This window comes from Mammaliicoccus sp. H-M34 (assembly GCF_022386495.1).
Classification (GTDB): Bacteria; Bacillota; Bacilli; order Staphylococcales; family Staphylococcaceae; genus Mammaliicoccus; species Mammaliicoccus fleurettii.
In genome coordinates this window covers 142717-160293 of the sequence record NZ_JAJNIK010000004.1, presented here as the reverse complement: position 1 = coordinate 160293, position 17577 = coordinate 142717, and the positions used below count along the sequence as shown (strand labels likewise).

The window sequence follows — 17577 nt, the reverse complement described above, 5'->3', positions numbered from 1 at the left end:
TTTCACTTAATAATTATTCTTTTGATGATTTAATTTCTTCGCCAGATTTTTTAGCGATACGAACTTTTTTACCATCTACTACTTTAAATCCAACACGAGTTGGTTCATTTGTCTTAGGATCAAGTAATTGAACGTTTGATACGTGGATAGTACCTTCTGTTTCTAAGATACCACCTTCTGGATTTAACTGAGTTGGTTTTTGGTGTTTTTTAATAACGTTAACACCTTCTACCACTACGCGTTCCTTTTTAGGTAATGCTTCTAAAACTTTACCAGTTTTACCTTTATCTTTACCTGAGATAACGATTACGTTGTCACCTTTACGTACGTGCATGTGTAGGCACCTCCTTAGGAATTTTGTTTTTTATCATTATAGATTAAAGTACCTCTGGCGCTAGAGAAACGATCTTCATGAAGTTACCTTCACGTAATTCACGCGCTACAGGACCGAATATACGTGTACCACGTGGACCTTTGTCATCACGGATGATTACACATGCATTTTCGTCAAATTTGATGTAAGAGCCATCTTCACGACGTACACCTGATTTAGTACGTACAACAACAGCTTTAACAACTTCACCTTTTTTAACAACGCCACCTGGTGTAGCATTTTTAACAGTAACGACGATAACATCACCAATGTTAGCTGTCTTACGACCAGATCCGCCTAAAACTTTGATTGTTAATACTTCACGAGCACCAGAGTTGTCTGCTACTTTTAAACGTGTTTCTTGTTGGATCATCTTTGTTTGACCTCCCTTATCTTTATACTTCTATTAAATAATTACTGATTCTTCAACGATTTCAACTAGACGGAAACGCTTAGTTGATGATAAAGGACGTGTTTCTGCAATCTTAACGATATCGCCCATTTTTGCTGAATTGTTTTCATCATGTGTTTTATATTTTTTTGAATATTTTACACGTTTACCATATAATTTATGAGTTTTGTAAGTTTCTACAACTACTGTAATAGTTTTGTCCATTTTATCTGAAACTACTTTACCAACGTAAACTTTGCGGTCATTTCTTTCACTCACAGTAATGAACCTCCTCTACTTGATTATTTATTATCTGCTGCTTTCTCTTCTTCGATTTCTCTTTCACGTACGATTGTTTTAAGACGTGCAATCGTTTTTTTAACTTTTCGAATGTTAGCAGTCTCTTCAAGTTGACCAGTTGCTAACTGAAAGCGTAAGTTGAATAATTGTTCTTTAGCTTCTTTGATTTCTTTTTCAATTTCAGTAGTGGTTAAATTTCTGATATCCTTAGCTTTCATTTGTGTCACCACCCAATTCTTCACGTTTTACAAACTTAGATTTTACTGGAAGTTTGTGTGCAGCAAGACGTAATGCTTCACGTGCTACTTCTTCTTGAACACCAGCGATTTCGAACAAGATACGTCCTGGTTTAACTACTGCTACCCAACCTTCAACTGCACCTTTACCTGAACCCATACGTACTTCTAAAGGTTTTTTAGTATATGGTGTATGTGGGAATATTTTGATCCATACTTTTCCGCCACGTTTCATATAACGTGTCATTGCGATACGAGCTGATTCGATTTGACGAGATGTAATCCAAGCTGCTGTTTGAGCTTGTAAACCATATTCACCAAATGTTACTTCATTTCCGCCTTTTGAACGACCAGTTGTTTTAGGACGATGTTGACGACGGAATTTAACACGTTTTGGTAATAACATTATTATTTTCCTCCTTCACTAGACTTCTTTGTAGGAAGAACTTCTCCACGGTAGATCCATACTTTTACACCTAATTTACCGTAAGTAGTGTCGGCTTCTTCATGTGCGAAATCAATGTCTGCACGTAGTGTATGAAGTGGAACAGTTCCTTCTGAATATTGTTCTGCACGAGCGATATCTGCGCCACCTAAACGACCAGATACTTGTGTTTTGATACCTTTAGCTCCCAATTTCATTGCACGTTGGATAGCTTGTTTTTGAGCACGACGGAAAGATACACGATTTTCTAATTGACGAGCAATGTTATTTGCTACCAATGTTGCATCTAAATCAACTTTTTTGATTTCAATAACGTTGATGTGTACTTTTTTGTTAGTCAATGCGTTTAATTTGTTACGTAATTTTTCGATTTCAGAACCGCCTTTACCAATAACCATACCTGGCTTACCAGTGTGGATTGCGATATTGATACGGTTTGCTGCACGCTCAATTTCAACACTTGAAACTGAAGCTTCTTTTAATGCTTCTGCGATATATTTACGAACTTTTAAGTCTTCATGTAAAAGTGTTGCGAAGTCTTTACCAGCATACCACTTTGCTTCCCAGTCACGAATTACACCGACACGAAGTCCGATTGGATTAATTTTTTGACCCACTATATTCCCTCCTTAATGATTTAGTTAATTATGCTTCTTTAACTTCTTCTTTAGCTTCTTTTTCGCCAACTACGATTGTAATATGACTAGTACGTTTGTTGATCGCACTTGCACGACCTTGTGCACGTGGACGGAAACGTTTTAATGTAGGTCCTTCATTAGCATAAGCTTCTTTGATAACTAATGTGTCAGGATTTAAATCATAATTATGTTCTGCATTTGCTAATGCTGACATTAATAATTTTTCAACTACAGGTGATGTTGCTTTGTTAGTTAATTTTAAGATGGCAATTGCTTCTGCCACTTCTTTACCTCTAATAAGATCTAAAACTAATCTCACTTTACGAGGTGCGATTCTTATTGTTCTAGCAACCGCTTTTGCTTCCATTGTGACTTCCTCCTCTATTTAGAAATTAGCGTTTAGTCTTCTTGTCGTCTGCAGCATGACCTTTATAAGTACGTGTAGGTGCAAACTCTCCTAATTTGTGTCCAACCATATCTTCAGTAATGAATACTGGTACATGTTTACGACCATCATATACTGCTATTGTATGTCCGATGAAGTCAGGAAATACTGTTGAACGACGAGACCATGTTTTAATAACTGATTTTTTTTCACCTTCGTTTTGAGATTCAATTTTTTTCATTAAATGATCATCAACGAAAGGTCCTTTTTTAAGACTACGAGCCATTATGGCGCCTCCCTTCTTATTTATTGCGCGCGGCATCTAAGCCGCACACGTAAATAAGGTATTATTATTTTTTCTTACGACCACGAACGATGAATTTAGATGAACGTTGGCTTTGTTTACGAGTTTTCTTACCAAGTGTTGGTTTGCCCCATGGAGACATTGGTGATTTAAGACCGATTGGTGTACGACCTTCACCACCACCGTGTGGGTGATCGTTAGGGTTCATTACAGAACCACGAACTGTTGGACGTTTGCCCATCCATCTAGAACGACCTGCTTTACCAATTGTGATTAATTCGTGTTGTTCATTACCAACTTGACCGATTGTTGCACGACAAGTAGATAAGATCATACGAACTTCACCTGATTTAAGACGAACTAATACGTATTTACCTTCTTTACCAAGTACTTGAGCACTTGTACCAGCAGAACGGACTAATTGTCCACCTTTACCTGGTTTTAATTCGATATTGTGAATTGTAGTACCAACTGGGATATCTGTTAATGCTAATGCATTACCAACTTTGATATCTGCTTCTGAACCATTGAAAATTTGTTGTCCTACTTTTAAGCCTTTAGGCGCAAGTATATATCTTTTTTCACCATCTGCGTATACAACTAATGCAATATTAGCTGAACGGTTTGGATCATACTCAATAGTTGATACTTTAGCAGGAATTCCATCTTTATTACGTTTGAAATCAATTACACGGTATTGACGTTTATGACCGCCACCTCTGTGACGAACTGTCAATTTACCTTGGTTGTTACGTCCCGCTTTTCTCGGAAGCGGTTGTAATAGTGACTTTTCAGGAGTCGTTGATGTAATTTCAGCGAAATCTGAAGATGTCATATTACGACGACCATTTGTAATTGGCTTATACTTTTTAAGAGCCATTGTCGTTTTACCTCCTTAGTGGTAATTGTTTTTAGTTAAATAGGTCTATTGAAGAACCTTCTTTTAGAGTTACGATTGCTTTACGACGTTTGTTAGTGAAACCATTGTAACGACCAACACGTTTAGCTTTCGCTTTAACGTTCATGATGTTTACTGTGTCTACTTTTACGTCGAAAATTTCTTCGATTGCGATTTTCACTTGTGTTTTGTTAGCACGTGTATCAACATCAAATGTGTATTTATCTAAAGCCATATCTGATGAAGATTTTTCTGTGATTACGGGGCGCTTAATAACATCTCTTGCTTCCATTATGCGAGCACCTCCTCTACTTTATCCACTGCTGCTTTAGTTATTACGACTTTGCTAGAACCTAAAATATCTAATACGTTTAAGCTTTGAGCGTCAATAACTTTAACACCTGGAATGTTACGAGCTGATAATTCAACGTTACTTTCAACAGTATCAACGATGAATAAAACTTTTTTAGAAAGTTCTAAATTGCTCATTACATTTTTGAATTCTTTAGTTTTAGGCGCATCAAAGTTGAATGCTTCTAAAACAGTTAATTCGTTATCACTTACTTTTGCTGATAATGCAGAACGTAATGCTAAACGACGCATTTTCTTAGGCATTTTGTAAGAATAACTTCTTGGTGTAGGACCGAATACGATACCACCACCACGCCATTGTGGCGCACGGATTGTACCTTGACGAGCACGACCTGTACCTTTTTGTTTCCAAGGTTTACGTCCACCACCACGAACTGCTGAACGATTCTTAACTGCGTGAGTACCTTGGCGTAATGAAGCACGTTGTAAGTTGACTGCTTCGAATAATACGTGTTGGTTTGGTTCGATACCAAATACACTATCATTTAATTCGATAGATCCTGATTTAGAACCATCTACTTTTAATACATCAATATTAGCCATAATGTTGTTTCCTCCTTTCACCTAAATAATTATTTATTACCTTTTTTAATTGAAGTTGTAAGTTTTACTAAACCTTTTTTAGGGCCTGGAACGTTACCTTTAACTAAAATTACGTTATTTTCTGCATCAACTTTAACTACTTCTAAGTTTTGCATAGTAACTGTGTTTCCACCCATACGGCCTGGTAATTCTTTACCTTTAAATACTTTAGAAGCATCTGAAGCCATACCCATTGAACCAGAACCTCTATGATAACGAGAACCGTGACTCATTGGTCCACGAGAGAAACCGTGACGTTTAATTGAGCCTTGGAAACCTTTACCTTTAGAAACGCCTGTTGCATCAATAATGTCTCCTGCTTGGAAAGTATCTACAGTGACTTCTTGACCTACCTCGTATGCTGAAACATCAATGTTTCTGAATTCACGAGTGAAGCGCTTAGGTGCTGAACCTGCTTTTTTAGCATGTCCTTCAGCAGCTTTAGTTGCATATTTGTTAGATTTACGATCTTTTTTATATGCTTGTTTGTCTTCAAAACCGATTTGAACAGCGTTGTAGCCGTCTACTTCATCAGTTTTTGTTTGTAATACTACGTTTTGACTAGCTTCTACTACAGTAACTGGTATTAATTCACCGTTTTCTGCGAATACTTGAGTCATTCCAATTTTTCTTCCTAAGATTCCTTTGGTCATCGAAAGTCGCACCTCCTGTTATTTTAATGAATTATAATTTGATTTCGATGTCTACACCAGATGGTAAGTTTAAGCCCATAAGAGCATCAACTGTTTTAGGTGTAGGGTTAAGAATGTCGATTAAACGTTTATGCGTACGTTGTTCGAATTGTTCACGTGAGTCTTTATATTTATGAACGGCACGGATTACAGTATAAACTGATTTCTCAGTTGGTAATGGAATCGGACCAGACACTTGAGCTCCAGAACGTTTAGCTGTTTCAACAATTTTTTCTGCTGATTGATCGATCATACGGTGATCATACGCTTTTAAACGGATACGAATTTTTTGTTTTGCCATAATTTTCCCTCCTTGTTCGTCTACTTTATAGTGATAGACTTCTCCACGAAAACTCTCTTACACACCGCCATGGCAAAGCGGCCGGGTGTGTCAGTAACCTCTCGCTTCATCGCTTCTTAAAGTCCAACATTAGATATGATACATGATTTATACCTATTATGCAATAGATATCCATATATTTTTTCTAAATCCATCTAACACATACCCAAGTATTATAACGGATATTACCACCTATTTCAATAGATAAAATTTAATTAGATAATTTGTAATCTAAATGTTATAATATAACAAGCAATTTTCAATAGGTGGTGAAGTCATGAAAAGAGGAATTAAGTCTGTGTTACTTGTTCTTTCTATTATATTAGTGATATCTGAATTAATATTAGCAATACCATTTCTCGGCGGTGGAATTATACTTTCAACTGGTTACAACGCCCTAGTACTTAACGGTACGCTTTATTTTATTGCTACTCTTATTTTATTAATAGATAATCAAAACTCTGTGAAGGTCATTTTTGTTATACCATTAATAGGGTTAATAGCTAGTTTCGTTGCAGTTATTCCAATTATTGGATGGTTATTACATATTGTAATGGTCGTCTTAATGATTATATTCTTATTCACTATTATAATTGCACCTGTTTATATACCATCTAAATATTACAAGACAACATATAAAAGTTAATATATAAAACGAGGCTGGACATAAATTCTAACTCAAAATAAATAAGCGTATCACTTAACTGATTTTTTAAAGTTTACAGTGATATGCTTATTTTTTAATATCTTACGATTTTGTACGTGCATGCTTGCCTAGGGGTATGGCTCGAGCCTGTAGTCTCTCACTCATACTTTTCCTCAGGCGTCCGCACTTACAAAATCGGTGTAATTATCTATTTTTATAAATCTTACGATTTTGTTCGTGCATGCTTGCCTAGGGGTATGGCTCGAGCCTGTAGTCTCTCACTCATACTTTCCCCTCAGGCGTCCGCACTTACAAAATCGCTAACAATATCTATTTATATAAAAATAAGAGCAGAAATTCAATTTTAATAATGAATTTCTACTCTCAATAGAATTCTAAGATATTAATTGTCTCAGATTCTTTTTATATTTTAACCATGAACAAATACGAAATATGCGACGAACACAAAGAATAAACCATACATTATAGGATGAATCTCTTTATGTCTTTTTGCTACTATCATTGTAATAGGATAGAAAATAAATCCGCAAGCAATACCTGTCGCAATTGAATATGTTAATGGCATCATAATCATTGTTAAGAAAGCAGGTACTGCGATCTCAAATTTTTGCCAATCAATCTTACCTAAGTTACTTACCATCAACACACCGACGATCACTAGTGCTGGCGCTGTTACTGCACTGGTAACAACTGCCATTAATGGAGAGAACAATAACGCTGCTAAGAAACAAGCACCTGTTACAACACTTGCAAATCCTGTTCTTGCCCCTACTGCTACACCTGCACTTGATTCAATATAGCTTGTTGTTGTAGACGTCCCGAAAATTGCACCTACAATTGTTGCTAATGAATCTGCGAATAAAGCCTTCCCTGCTCTTGGTAATTTATTATCTTTCATTAAACCTGCTTGATTGGCTACTGCAACTAATGTACCTGCAGTATCAAAGAAATCTATAAACAAGAAAGTTAATACAACTATTAAGAATTGTACATTAAATATAGTAGATAAATCTCCAAATGCTTCAAAAGATGCTCCGAATGTTGGCGCTACACTTGGTACTTTTCCAATAATACTATCTGGCATAGCGATTAATCCTGTAATTAAACCTGCTACAGCAGTTAATACCATACCTACAAATATTGCACCTGGTAATTTTTTAGCCATCAAAATAACAGTGATAATAATACCAAATACTGCGAGTAATACTTCTGGGTTATGTATTGAACCTAGAGTAACTAATGTAGAATCTTCTTTTTGTACAATACCTGCTCCTTGTAATCCTACAAAAGTAATAAATAAACCTATCCCTGCTGATACAGCCATCTTTAATTCAAATGGAATTGCATTTATAATGACTTCTCGCAAACCACTCATCGTTAATACTGCAAATATAAGTCCAGAGAATAGTACTCCTGTTAATCCAGTTTGCCAAGGTATCCCCATAGTTAATACTACTGTAAATGCAAAAAATGCATTCAATCCCATACCTGGTGCCAATGCAATCGGGTATTTAGCGATAATACCCATAAACAAACAACCTACTAAAGCAGCTAAAGCAGTAGCAACAAATACAGCACCTTGATCCATTCTCATTGAATCAGGTATGTTCTCAACACTTGCTAAACTCAGCATTGATGGATTTATGGCTAATATGTATGCCATTGAAAGGAAAGTTGTTAAACCACCTAATATTTCTCTTTTATAATTAGTTCCCAATTCATCAAACTTAAAGTAACGTTTCATAGTAAGACTCCTTTTTTAATTTCAACACTGTACATTGTATTACTCAGCACATTAAAAATCAATACTTTTTACGAACATTTATTAATATTAAATTATCTATGTTCGTGTTATGCCCCCTACAAAGCTTTTGTGCTCTAATTTCATAATATGAAAAACACCCGTACTCATATTTAAAAGTACGGGTGAACCATATTAGAATTTCAAATCCTTTAATGCATCTTTAAATGGATTGTTTTCTACTTCTTCATTCTTCATGTATTGTTTCATTTCTCTCTTGCCTATTTTGCCAGTCTTTTTATTTTTCAGTCTTTCATCCATGTGTTCTTGTGTTTCTGTATGACCACATACACAACGGTAAGTTGCTTTCTTTCCTGTACCATATAAAGTTAATTTCTTTTTACAATTTGGACATCTTGCATTTGTTTGTCGTTGTTGATTCTTTTTAGTTTTACAAGTTGGATCTTGACATACGAGCATTTGACCATTTTTAGTTTTTACTTTAAGCATGAATTTTCCACAAGTTGGACACTCTGTTGTCGTAATATTATCATGTTTAAATTTATCATCACTATTTTTAATATCTCCAATAATTTCTCTAGTAAACCCTCGCATTTCTTTCATGAAAGTTTCTTTTGAATACTTACCTTTTTCAATTTGGTTTAATTTCATTTCCCAATTTGCAGTAAGTTCAGGTGAAGTCAGTTGTTCTGGAGCTAAGTTTAATAATTGTTTACCTTTAGGCGTAATTTTAATTTTTCCTTGAATTGCTTCTATAACATTAGAGCTATATAACTTTTCTATAATATCTGCTCTTGTTGCTACAGTTCCAATACCACCTGTTTCATTTAAAGTTTGAGCCATCTTTTTATCTTTAAGTTTGAAGAAAAGTTGTGGTGATTCCATAGCTTTAAGTAACGTTCCTTCATTAAAGTATGCTGGTGGCTCTGTATCCTTACTCGTAATGTTCAAGTTCTGAATTTTAACTAGTTGTTGTTCTTTAAATGGTAATTCTTTAACAATTGCTTTTTCTTGGTGAATTGCTTTATAGCCTAATTCAATCGCTACTTCTTGAACAAGTTTAAACTTCTCACCTTCACAAGTTAATTCTACTGTAGTTTCTTCATATTGATATGGTGGTAATAATACTTCTAAAAATCTTTCAGCAACTATCATGTAGATTTTTTCTTCTCTAGGCGATAATTGATCCATGTTAGGTCTTACCTCAGTTGGTACAATAGCATGGTGATCAGACACCTTATTATTATCTACAAAATGTTTTCCAGCTTTTATTTGTTTTTTAAGTAGTGGTACTGCGTAAGACTTTAATGATGTTGCACTTAGCGAAGAGACTCTTTCTTTTAATGAAGAAACCATATCATCAGTTAGATAATTTGAGTCAGTTCTTGGATAAGTTAATACCTTATGTTGCTCATATAAAGACTGCATAGTATTTAATGTTTCTTTTGCACTCATTTTATATCGTTGATACGCTGTTTGTTGCAAACTTGTTAAGTCATATAATTTTTGTGGATACTTTGTTTTCTTTTTCTTATAAACATTTTCAATTGTTCCCGTATTATTTTGTACTTTTTGTTTTATTTGTTCTATTAATTCTGAATCAAATGTTTTATCTCCATTTTGAGTTACCCATTTGAATTTATATCCATCTATATCAACATTCATTTGATAGTACTTTTTCGGCTTAAATGACTGTATTTCATTTTGTCTCATTTGAACAAGATTCAATGTTGGTGTTTGAACTCTCCCACATGACAATTGTGCGTCATATTTAGTTGTTAATGCTCTCGTAGCATTTATTCCAACTATCCAATCTGCTTCACTTCTACACAGTGCAGCTTGGTAAAGATTGTTGTAAGCTGCCCCAGGTTTTAAGTTTTGAAAACCTGCCTTAATCGCTTTTTCAGTAACTGAACTAATCCATAAACGATTCAATGGCTTTTTCACTTTAGCTTTCTCAATAATTAATCTAGCAACAAGTTCCCCTTCTCTACCAGCATCTGTCGCAATAATAATTGAATTTACATCATCACGTTTCATAAGATGTTGAACTGTATTAAACTGACTTCTTGTCTTCTTAATAACAACATGTTTCATATAATCTGGAATAATTGGTAAGACATTTAAATTCCATTCTTTGAACTTTTTATCATATTCTTCTGGTGTTGCATTTGTTACTAGATGCCCTAATGCCCATGTTACGATATATTGTTTATTCTCAAAATATCCTTTCTTTTGATCGTGCACACCTAATGCTTTAGCTATGTCACGACCAACTGAAGGTTTTTCTGCAAGAACTAATGCTTTCATATTCATTTCACCCATTCTTTTTTCATTCGTGTCATTATAACATGAATAAAAACTGTTCTAAAGCTATCAAAAACTTTTATAATTTTTCGTTTAATCGTATAATAGAATAAAATAATCGTTGAATAATAAAGGAGTGACTGTCATGCAAATATTGCCACTTAAGCAAATAGACCCTATCACCTCTTACTTATATGAAAAAAATCTTCAAAATAATTATTACGTTGAGTATATACCTACAGATATAGAAGAGATTAAGTCTGCTTTAACAAATAAATTTAATGAACAATCTTTCTACTATATCGAAGACAACAATAATATTATTGGAATTTTAGGATTTGAAAAAATTGATGATGAGACTGTCAATGTTTGGGGACCGATCGTTAATGATACAACAGAAGAAACTTTAAATGCGTTAAAAGAAATTTGGGGAATGTTACTCAATAATCATCGTGATATTAAATATTGTCATATATCACTACATAAAGACCACATTCTTAACAATAGTAAACTTAAAAGACTTCATGCTGGATATGTAGAAACGCAGTACACATTAGAAATTCAACAACCACCTCTTCCAATAGAGAAACAACATCAAATGACACCTTATAGCAAACCCTATTATTATTCATTTGATAAGTTGCACTCTAATAATTTTAAACATAGTGATATTAGTTCAAGAGATATTGTTAATTCTCTTGGTGAAAATCATGCTCTATATTTATATATTGCAGAAGGCCTTGTTAAAGGTTATATATATTTATCTATTGATATACCTAAAAAATTAGCAACAATACCTAATTTGGCATCTCATCACGATTATAGAAAGCAAGGTATTGCCTTTCAAATGATTCATTTTGCGACAAATAAAGCTTTTACGCATGATGATGTTGAAACTGTAAGAATATATGTAGATAGTAAAAAACATGAACAAATACAACTTCTTTATGAAAAAGTTGGTTTTAAAATTGTTAATGAAACACATCATTTTAAATATGTAAGACCTTTTTAAAGGGCATATGAAGAAGCTGAGACATAATTAATGATCTCAGCTTCTTTCCTTTATTAATATTCAGTGAGCTGTATGTTTTACAACTAATTTGTTTCGCGCGTATAATACACGGGTACTGTTTAAAATACAAATAAATAGAGAAAGCGAGTCGTGTGTATGGAATATCTTATAGCTCTGTTACCAGCATTGTTCTGGGGAAGTGTAGTATTAATCAACGTAAAAGTTGGTGGAGGTCCTTATAACCAAATATTAGGTACTACTATCGGGGCGTTCATCATTGGTTTATGCCTATTTGCATTTGGCGATGTTCAATTTACTGCTACTACAGTTATTATCGGTATGGTTTCTGGTGCTTTCTGGGCATTAGGACAAGGATTTCAACTTAGAAGTGTTGAATTAGTTGGTGTTTCAATTACAATGCCTATTTCCACAGGTTTACAATTACTTGGAACAACATTATTCAGCGCAGCATTTTTAGGAGAATGGTCTACAGGAACTCAAGTAGCACTTGGTTTATCAGGCTTAGCCTTATTAATTGTCGGTGTAATCTTTACTTCTGTTCAGAAAAAAGGTTCTGGAAACAGTGGTAATTCTAAAAAAATCGGTAAAGCTATTCCAATTTTACTTATCTCAACAGTTGGTTATGTTGTCTATGTTGTAATTGGTCAAGTATTTGGAGTTGAAGGTTGGGATGCATTATTCCCTCAATCAATTGGTATGGTAATTGGTGGTATCATTTTATCATTCAAACATAAACCTACAGTGAAATATACAGCATTTAATTTATTACCAGGTATTGTTTGGGCATTAGGTAATATGTTCTTATTCATCTCACAACCAAAAGTTGGTGTGGGTACAAGTTTCTCATTCTCACAAATGTTAGTTATTGTATCTACTTTAGGTGGAATATTCTTATTAGGAGAACAAAAAACAAAACGTCAAATGACATTTATCTGGATCGGTATAGTGTTAATTATAATAGCAGCATTCATTATTGGTGCAGCTAAAGGGTAGATTCAATTAAAAATATAGGAGTGTTTAATATGTATGAAGATTTAAAAGATAAAGTTGTCATTATTACTGGTGGTAACAGTGGTATTGGTAAAGCAACTTCAGAACGTTTCGGTAAAGAAGGTTCAAAAGTCGTGATTGGTTATCTTGATCATGTTGAAGAAGCTGAAAAAGTTGTTCAATCAATTAAAGATTCTGGTGCTGATGCAATCGCAATTAAAGCAGACGTTTCAGTAGAAGAAGATATTAAAAACTTAATACAACAAACACATGAAAAATTTGGACGTATTGATGTACTCATTAATAACGCCGGTTTCGAAAAGCCAATCCCATCACACGAAATGAGTTTAGCTGAATGGTCTAAAGTTATTGATATCAATTTAACTGGTGCATTCATCGGAAGTAGAGAAGTTATTAATTATTATTTAGAACATGATATTAAAGGTCAAATCATTAATACTGCTAGTGTGCATGACGTTATTCCATGGCCAAACTACGTCAATTATGCTGCAAGTAAAGGCGGTTTAAAATTGATGATGGAAACAATGTCTATGGAATATGGTAAAAACGGAATTAGAATTAATAATGTTTCTCCAGGTGCAATTGTTACAGAACATACACGCGAGAAATTCTCTGACCCAGCAACTAGAGAAGAAACATTAGGAATGATTCCTTTAAATGAAATTGGTGAAGCGGATCAAGTAGCTAACATCAATGCATTTCTTGCTTCAGAACAAGCAAGCTACATTCATGGTACAACACTTTATGTTGATGGTGGTATGACTAACTACCCTGCATTTATGGGCGGTAAAGGTTAATTCATTAATACGTAACATTATAATGCTAACAAGGTCTATGACTTTGTTAGCATTTTTTTATGCGCATGCTTACACTTCTTTCCACTTGTGTGAATATAGTTACCCTTGCTTACACTTCTACTGACTTGTGTTAACATAGGCATCCTTAGTTACACTTCTTTCGACTTATGTGACTATGGATACCCTTGCTTACACATCTCTCAACTTATGTGAATACAGATACCATTGCTTACACTTCTACTGACTTGTGTTAACATAGACATCCTTAGTTACACTTCTTTCCACTTATGTGACTATGGACATACTTGCTTACACTTCTCTCCACTTATGTGAATACAGACACTTAAGATTAATTGGCTTTGACATAAATGTCCTAGTATTTTAATGATAATCATTTAGCTAACTCTTAGAGACACCTGTTTTCTATATAAAAATAAATATTTCCAACGATTTTGTAGTGCGGACGCCTGAGGGAATAGTATGTGTGAGAGACTACAGGCTCGAACCATACCCCTAGGCAAGCATGCACATACAAAATCGTAAGATATTATAAAAAAATAAGCATATCACTGTAAAACTGAAAAGTTCAGTTAAGTGATATACTTATTTATTTTAAGTTAGGATTTATGTCCCAAGTTGTTTACTATTTTTTAATTTACCAAATATTTATTTTCAATATTAAACAAAGAAAAATTGATATACATACAATATAACGATGGATATAACGATACTTAAATTTGTTGCCATTCCTACAATTGGCAATGTCTTATATTTAAACGTAATAGCATATGATAATACTGAAACACCAATAGGTAATAACCAACCTATTAATAACGTTGTCTTAATCATTGGATCATCAACTGGTAAGAAGAAATGCACGAGTAAGCCCATTAATAATCCAAAACCATAATGGAATAATAAGTACTTAACAACGATTGGCAAATATGCTTTTTCTATTTTAAAGTTTAAAAATAAACCAAGTAATATCATAGAAAGCGGCATATTCGCATTTGCAATCACTTCAAAGAAATCTATCGCTTTTCCAGGAATTTTAATACTCATTATATTTAATATAAACATAAGCATATATGTCATGAGTGGAACTGTCTTAAATAAATTCAACACCATTTTTTTGAAATCAAATTGATCTCCACCATCATTAAAGTAACTTCCTACAAAGTAAGTTACACCGAACATAATAATTGCTGTACCAATGTCTAACATACCAAAGTATAGCAATCCGTTTTCTGGCCAAATTTGAGCTACAAGTGGATAAGCAAATAATCCTATGTTTACAGATGCTGCCATCATGCCAACTGTACCTCGAATTTGGTTATTATACTTTTTCTTGAACATCCATATAACTAAAAGCTTTGCGATAACTCCATATAAGAGCATCAATATAGGCAACCAACCTAGAGATAAATCTAAATCAGACCCATTTAAATTTACTATTACTAATGAAGGTAAAGTAACATTTAATACAAGTGTTGCTAGCACATTGCCATCCGAGGCTTTAAAGAATTTCATTTTCTTTAATACGTAACCTAAAGCAATTAATAAAATTATCATTATAAATTTTTCTGTCACTTTATCACTTCTTTCATCAAACTCACATTTATATATATTAACAATTGTTTAAATTCTATGCACACTTTTTGTTTGAAATATTAATAATTTATACTAAAATTAGTTTAGTTATCCTTAACAATATTATCAAAGCTTACGTTCAAAACTTTGTCTAAATCATGTGGATTTAGTTCTATTTGATATCCTCGCTTACCTGCACTTATTATAATCGAGGATAGTGATTCAGCACTTAAATCAATTACAGTTTGAAATGATTTTTTCATACCTATTGGTGAACATCCACCTCTTACATATCCAGTTACTTTTGTAAGTTGTTCTAATGGTAGAAGCTCAATTTTCTTCTGTCCAACAGCTTTGCTTGCTTTTTTAATATCTAAATGTTCAACTACAGGTATAACAAAGACAAAATATTCACTTTTGTTGTTCATAAATATAAGTGTTTTAAATACTTGGTTTTCTGGCTTCTGAATTAATTTAGCCACTTGATGACCATCTAAATGATTTTTTCCTATTTTAAATTCATGAGTATGATAAAATATATTATATTGATCAAGAATACGCATTGCGTTAGTTTTTACTTTTTTCAATTTATCACCTACTTCAATGATAATTTTAATTTAAAAGGAGTGTTTAAAATGGATTTAAACCAACAACTTTCTGAACTAAAATATGATTACGTACGTATACAAAATGATTTAGAAAAAAGAGAGTCTACTGGTCATGCAACTGATTTATTAGAAAAACAACTTGTTCAAATAGAAGAAGAAATCAGCAAAGTACGCTCTCAATTAAATCAAGATTAACGAAAGGAAAACATTATGTTAATTCTCATACTTTTATTATTTACCCTTACTTATCTTATTATAAGTTATTTAAGTATATATCAACTACATACAATGCTTACTCAAGCTTTAAGATTCATAATGGGACTCATGCTTATAGTATTTCTTGGAAGTATCGTGTTTGGGTTCTCCATACAAATTTGGTGGATTGTAGCAGTTCTTTTTTGTTTAGTCATTAACATAGAAATTACAGCATTCAAATATCGAATTAAAGATAAAAAAGCAACCAAGTTATTGAATTATATGACAATATTCATACTTATTATTTATGTCATATTATTATTTATTACTTTTTAGAATGACATTGTGGGTGGGACAACGAAATCTTTTTTATAAAATTAGATTTCTGTCCCACTCCTTTTTTATTTATATAAATGAGCAAGTTCTTGTAACCTTGAAGCACCTTCTGACAATTCTGAATCACTTAAAGCTAATGATATTCTTACATAGTTCTTTCCATTATCACCAAACGGAATGCCCGGTGCCACTAAAATGGATTGTTCTTTCAAGAGATATTCGACGAACGCTTCTCCATCATATTTAGGAGGAGTCTGTAACCATAAGAATATACCACCTTTCATTGGTTCAAAAGGTAAATTGGCTTCTCTTAAAGATGCTTCAAATTTATTTCTTCTGTTTTTAAAAATTTCATTTTGCTTAATAAGAAAATCATCACATTCATTTAAAGCGACCGTACTAGCATCTTGTAAAGCACCAAACATACCAGCATGAGTATGTGTTTGATACTTTTTCATGGCAGCTATCATTTCTTTATTACCTACTGCAAATCCAACCCTATAACCTGACATATTATAACCTTTAGACAGCGAATATACTTCTATTGCAGTATCTTTTGCACCTTCTGACTGAAGTATACTTGGATTTTTCTTATCAAATCCAAATGCACTATACGCAAAATCATGTACGATATTCGTTTGACTATTCTTAAATTTGTTAATTGTATCATCAAAAAATTGTTTACTAGCTACAGAACCAGTCGGATTGTTTGGATACGTTAAATAAATAAGTTTTGTGTTATCTATTATTTCACCCTCTATATCATCCCATATAGGTAAGTAGTGATTTTCTGAAGTTAATTCTAAAGAATATGGCTTAGCTCTAGCAAGTAATACACCAGCTAAATAATCTGTATATCCTGGATTTGGCAATAATACATAATCATCAGGTTCAACAACACAAAGAGGTAATTCAACTAATCCATTTTTCGTACCAAACAAAATACATACTTCCTCTTCTTTATCTAATGTCACGTCATAATGCCTTTTATAAAAATCAACTATAGCTTGTTTAAAAGCATCTTTACCATGAAATGCACCATATTTTTGATTTTCAGTTTTTTGAATAGCATTAATAAATTCATCAACAATAACTTTAGGTGTTTCACCATCAGGTATTCCTACAGCCATATTTATAAGAGGTAGTGGACCATGTTCAACCTTACGCCCCATTGTCTTTCCAAAGTAACTGTCTGGTATTTCTGATAATAGTTTTGATATCGGCACAGTAACGACTCCTCAAAATTAAAATTTTCTGACTAAAATTGTATATGAATATATTCTATCAAAGTATGAAAGTCGTACAAGCTTTTTCT

24 protein-coding genes are annotated in these 17577 nt (G+C 33.3%); 6 read left to right on the top strand and 18 right to left on the bottom strand.

Going from position 1 to position 17577, the window contains the following annotated elements:
* Window positions 1-13: 13 nt before the first annotated feature.
* The 13 genes from rplX to rpsJ form a co-directional block, all read right to left on the bottom strand.
* Window positions 14-334 (bottom strand): 50S ribosomal protein L24, encoded by a 321-nt coding sequence (gene rplX / locus LQ608_RS07105; RefSeq protein ID WP_078356956.1) that lies wholly within the window; start codon window positions 332-334, stop codon window positions 14-16.
* Between the two features lie 43 nt (window positions 335-377).
* Entirely contained in the window at window positions 378-746 is a 369-nt protein-coding gene (gene rplN / locus LQ608_RS07100) for a 50S ribosomal protein L14 (protein WP_016911102.1), read from the bottom strand.
* A gap of 33 nt (window positions 747-779) precedes the next feature.
* A complete protein-coding gene (gene rpsQ, locus LQ608_RS07095; RefSeq protein WP_016911101.1) occupies window positions 780-1043 on the bottom strand; it encodes a 30S ribosomal protein S17 in 264 nt (87 codons plus the stop codon).
* Window positions 1044-1066: 23 nt separating this feature from the next.
* Window positions 1067-1282: a 50S ribosomal protein L29 gene (rpmC, locus tag LQ608_RS07090; protein ID WP_016998808.1), complete on the bottom strand. Its 216-nt coding sequence runs from the start codon at window positions 1280-1282 to the stop codon at window positions 1067-1069.
* Window positions 1272-1706, bottom strand: coding sequence for a 50S ribosomal protein L16 (gene rplP / locus LQ608_RS07085; RefSeq protein ID WP_016911099.1), 435 nt, complete (start codon window positions 1704-1706; stop codon window positions 1272-1274). The genes rpmC and rplP overlap by 11 nt, the downstream gene beginning before the upstream one ends.
* Before the next feature lie 2 nt (window positions 1707-1708).
* Window positions 1709-2362, bottom strand: a complete 654-nt coding sequence (rpsC, locus tag LQ608_RS07080) for a 30S ribosomal protein S3 (protein ID WP_025906790.1) — start codon at window positions 2360-2362, stop codon at window positions 1709-1711.
* A gap of 28 nt (window positions 2363-2390) precedes the next feature.
* Entirely contained in the window at window positions 2391-2750 is a 360-nt protein-coding gene (gene rplV / locus LQ608_RS07075) for a 50S ribosomal protein L22 (RefSeq protein ID WP_078356957.1), read from the bottom strand.
* A gap of 25 nt (window positions 2751-2775) precedes the next feature.
* Window positions 2776-3054 carry a 30S ribosomal protein S19 gene (gene rpsS / locus LQ608_RS07070; RefSeq protein WP_078356958.1) on the bottom strand — a complete coding sequence of 93 codons (279 nt, stop codon included), beginning with the start codon at window positions 3052-3054 and terminating at the stop codon, window positions 2776-2778.
* A gap of 64 nt (window positions 3055-3118) precedes the next feature.
* Window positions 3119-3952, bottom strand: a complete 834-nt coding sequence (rplB, locus tag LQ608_RS07065; RefSeq protein ID WP_078356959.1) for a 50S ribosomal protein L2 — start codon at window positions 3950-3952, stop codon at window positions 3119-3121.
* A 31-nt stretch (window positions 3953-3983) separates the two neighbouring features.
* A complete protein-coding gene (gene rplW, locus LQ608_RS07060) occupies window positions 3984-4262 on the bottom strand; it encodes a 50S ribosomal protein L23 (RefSeq protein WP_025906794.1) in 279 nt (92 codons plus the stop codon).
* Complete coding sequence (rplD, locus tag LQ608_RS07055; protein WP_078356960.1) at window positions 4262-4885, bottom strand: 50S ribosomal protein L4; 624 nt, start codon at window positions 4883-4885, stop codon at window positions 4262-4264. The genes rplW and rplD overlap by 1 nt, the downstream gene beginning before the upstream one ends.
* A gap of 29 nt (window positions 4886-4914) precedes the next feature.
* Entirely contained in the window at window positions 4915-5577 is a 663-nt protein-coding gene (gene rplC / locus LQ608_RS07050) for a 50S ribosomal protein L3 (RefSeq protein ID WP_078356961.1), read from the bottom strand.
* Between the two features lie 31 nt (window positions 5578-5608).
* Entirely contained in the window at window positions 5609-5917 is a 309-nt protein-coding gene (rpsJ, locus tag LQ608_RS07045) for a 30S ribosomal protein S10 (protein WP_016998799.1), read from the bottom strand.
* 316 nt (window positions 5918-6233) lie between these two features.
* Here rpsJ and LQ608_RS07040 point away from each other — a divergent pair, with 316 nt between their 5' ends.
* Entirely contained in the window at window positions 6234-6602 is a 369-nt protein-coding gene (locus LQ608_RS07040) for a hypothetical protein (RefSeq protein WP_107509252.1), read from the top strand.
* A 430-nt stretch (window positions 6603-7032) separates the two neighbouring features.
* Here the strand turns inward: LQ608_RS07040 and LQ608_RS07035 are convergent, their stop codons facing one another.
* Window positions 7033-8367, bottom strand: a complete 1335-nt coding sequence (locus LQ608_RS07035; protein ID WP_107509251.1) for an NCS2 family permease — start codon at window positions 8365-8367, stop codon at window positions 7033-7035.
* 192 nt (window positions 8368-8559) lie between these two features.
* On the bottom strand, window positions 8560-10695 hold the full coding sequence (locus LQ608_RS07030) for a DNA topoisomerase III (RefSeq protein ID WP_239750979.1): 2136 nt from the start codon (window positions 10693-10695) through the stop codon (window positions 8560-8562).
* A gap of 142 nt (window positions 10696-10837) precedes the next feature.
* On the opposite strand from LQ608_RS07030, the gene LQ608_RS07025 reads away from it, so the two are divergent.
* From LQ608_RS07025 to LQ608_RS07015, 3 genes are all read left to right on the top strand, one after another.
* Window positions 10838-11704, top strand: coding sequence for a GNAT family N-acetyltransferase (locus LQ608_RS07025; protein WP_239750977.1), 867 nt, complete (start codon window positions 10838-10840; stop codon window positions 11702-11704).
* Window positions 11705-11860: 156 nt separating this feature from the next.
* Window positions 11861-12718 (top strand): GRP family sugar transporter, encoded by an 858-nt coding sequence (locus tag LQ608_RS07020; RefSeq protein WP_107509248.1) that lies wholly within the window; start codon window positions 11861-11863, stop codon window positions 12716-12718.
* Between the two features lie 29 nt (window positions 12719-12747).
* Window positions 12748-13533 (top strand): glucose 1-dehydrogenase, encoded by a 786-nt coding sequence (locus LQ608_RS07015; RefSeq protein ID WP_078356967.1) that lies wholly within the window; start codon window positions 12748-12750, stop codon window positions 13531-13533.
* Window positions 13534-14211: 678 nt separating this feature from the next.
* On the opposite strand, the gene LQ608_RS07010 is transcribed toward LQ608_RS07015, so the two are convergent.
* Window positions 14212-15123: an AEC family transporter gene (locus tag LQ608_RS07010; RefSeq protein ID WP_078356968.1), complete on the bottom strand. Its 912-nt coding sequence runs from the start codon at window positions 15121-15123 to the stop codon at window positions 14212-14214.
* A gap of 104 nt (window positions 15124-15227) precedes the next feature.
* Window positions 15228-15710 carry a Cys-tRNA(Pro) deacylase gene (gene ybaK, locus LQ608_RS07005; RefSeq protein WP_078356969.1) on the bottom strand — a complete coding sequence of 161 codons (483 nt, stop codon included), beginning with the start codon at window positions 15708-15710 and terminating at the stop codon, window positions 15228-15230.
* Between the two features lie 48 nt (window positions 15711-15758).
* Here ybaK and LQ608_RS07000 point away from each other — a divergent pair, with 48 nt between their 5' ends.
* Both LQ608_RS07000 and mspA read left to right on the top strand, forming a co-directional pair.
* Complete coding sequence (locus LQ608_RS07000) at window positions 15759-15926, top strand: SE1832 family protein (RefSeq protein ID WP_016911506.1); 168 nt, start codon at window positions 15759-15761, stop codon at window positions 15924-15926.
* A gap of 15 nt (window positions 15927-15941) precedes the next feature.
* A complete protein-coding gene (gene mspA, locus LQ608_RS06995; RefSeq protein ID WP_239750975.1) occupies window positions 15942-16262 on the top strand; it encodes a membrane stabilizing protein MspA in 321 nt (106 codons plus the stop codon).
* Window positions 16263-16327: 65 nt separating this feature from the next.
* On the opposite strand, the gene LQ608_RS06990 is transcribed toward mspA, so the two are convergent.
* Window positions 16328-17488 (bottom strand): aminotransferase class I/II-fold pyridoxal phosphate-dependent enzyme, encoded by a 1161-nt coding sequence (locus LQ608_RS06990; protein WP_239750973.1) that lies wholly within the window; start codon window positions 17486-17488, stop codon window positions 16328-16330.
* Between the last annotated feature and the right edge of the window lie 89 nt (window positions 17489-17577).

Bases quoted from the DNA above. Each gene is read 5' to 3' on its own strand.
- rplX (WP_078356956.1), bottom strand. From the start codon at position 334: ATGCACGTACGTAAAGGTGACAACGTAATCGTTATCTCAGGTAAAGAT.
- rplN (WP_016911102.1), bottom strand. From the start codon at position 746: ATGATCCAACAAGAAACACGTTTAAAAGTAGCAGACAACTCTGGTGCT.
- rpmC (WP_016998808.1), bottom strand. From the start codon at position 1,282: ATGAAAGCTAAGGATATCAGAAATTTAACCACTACTGAAATTGAAAAA.
- rplP (WP_016911099.1), bottom strand. From the start codon at position 1,706: ATGTTATTACCAAAACGTGTTAAATTCCGTCGTCAACATCGTCCTAAA.
- rplV (WP_078356957.1), bottom strand. From the start codon at position 2,750: ATGGAAGCAAAAGCGGTTGCTAGAACAATAAGAATCGCACCTCGTAAA.
- rpsS (WP_078356958.1), bottom strand. From the start codon at position 3,054: ATGGCTCGTAGTCTTAAAAAAGGACCTTTCGTTGATGATCATTTAATG.
- rplB (WP_078356959.1), bottom strand. From the start codon at position 3,952: ATGGCTCTTAAAAAGTATAAGCCAATTACAAATGGTCGTCGTAATATG.
- rplW (WP_025906794.1), bottom strand. From the start codon at position 4,262: ATGGAAGCAAGAGATGTTATTAAGCGCCCCGTAATCACAGAAAAATCT.
- rplD (WP_078356960.1), bottom strand. From the start codon at position 4,885: ATGGCTAATATTGATGTATTAAAAGTAGATGGTTCTAAATCAGGATCT.
- rplC (WP_078356961.1), bottom strand. From the start codon at position 5,577: ATGACCAAAGGAATCTTAGGAAGAAAAATTGGAATGACTCAAGTATTC.
- rpsJ (WP_016998799.1), bottom strand. From the start codon at position 5,917: ATGGCAAAACAAAAAATTCGTATCCGTTTAAAAGCGTATGATCACCGT.
- LQ608_RS07040 (WP_107509252.1), top strand. From the start codon at position 6,234: ATGAAAAGAGGAATTAAGTCTGTGTTACTTGTTCTTTCTATTATATTA.
- LQ608_RS07035 (WP_107509251.1), bottom strand. From the start codon at position 8,367: ATGAAACGTTACTTTAAGTTTGATGAATTGGGAACTAATTATAAAAGA.
- LQ608_RS07030 (WP_239750979.1), bottom strand. From the start codon at position 10,695: ATGAAAGCATTAGTTCTTGCAGAAAAACCTTCAGTTGGTCGTGACATA.
- LQ608_RS07025 (WP_239750977.1), top strand. From the start codon at position 10,838: ATGCAAATATTGCCACTTAAGCAAATAGACCCTATCACCTCTTACTTA.
- LQ608_RS07020 (WP_107509248.1), top strand. From the start codon at position 11,861: ATGGAATATCTTATAGCTCTGTTACCAGCATTGTTCTGGGGAAGTGTA.
- LQ608_RS07015 (WP_078356967.1), top strand. From the start codon at position 12,748: ATGTATGAAGATTTAAAAGATAAAGTTGTCATTATTACTGGTGGTAAC.
- LQ608_RS07000 (WP_016911506.1), top strand. From the start codon at position 15,759: ATGGATTTAAACCAACAACTTTCTGAACTAAAATATGATTACGTACGT.
- mspA (WP_239750975.1), top strand. From the start codon at position 15,942: ATGTTAATTCTCATACTTTTATTATTTACCCTTACTTATCTTATTATA.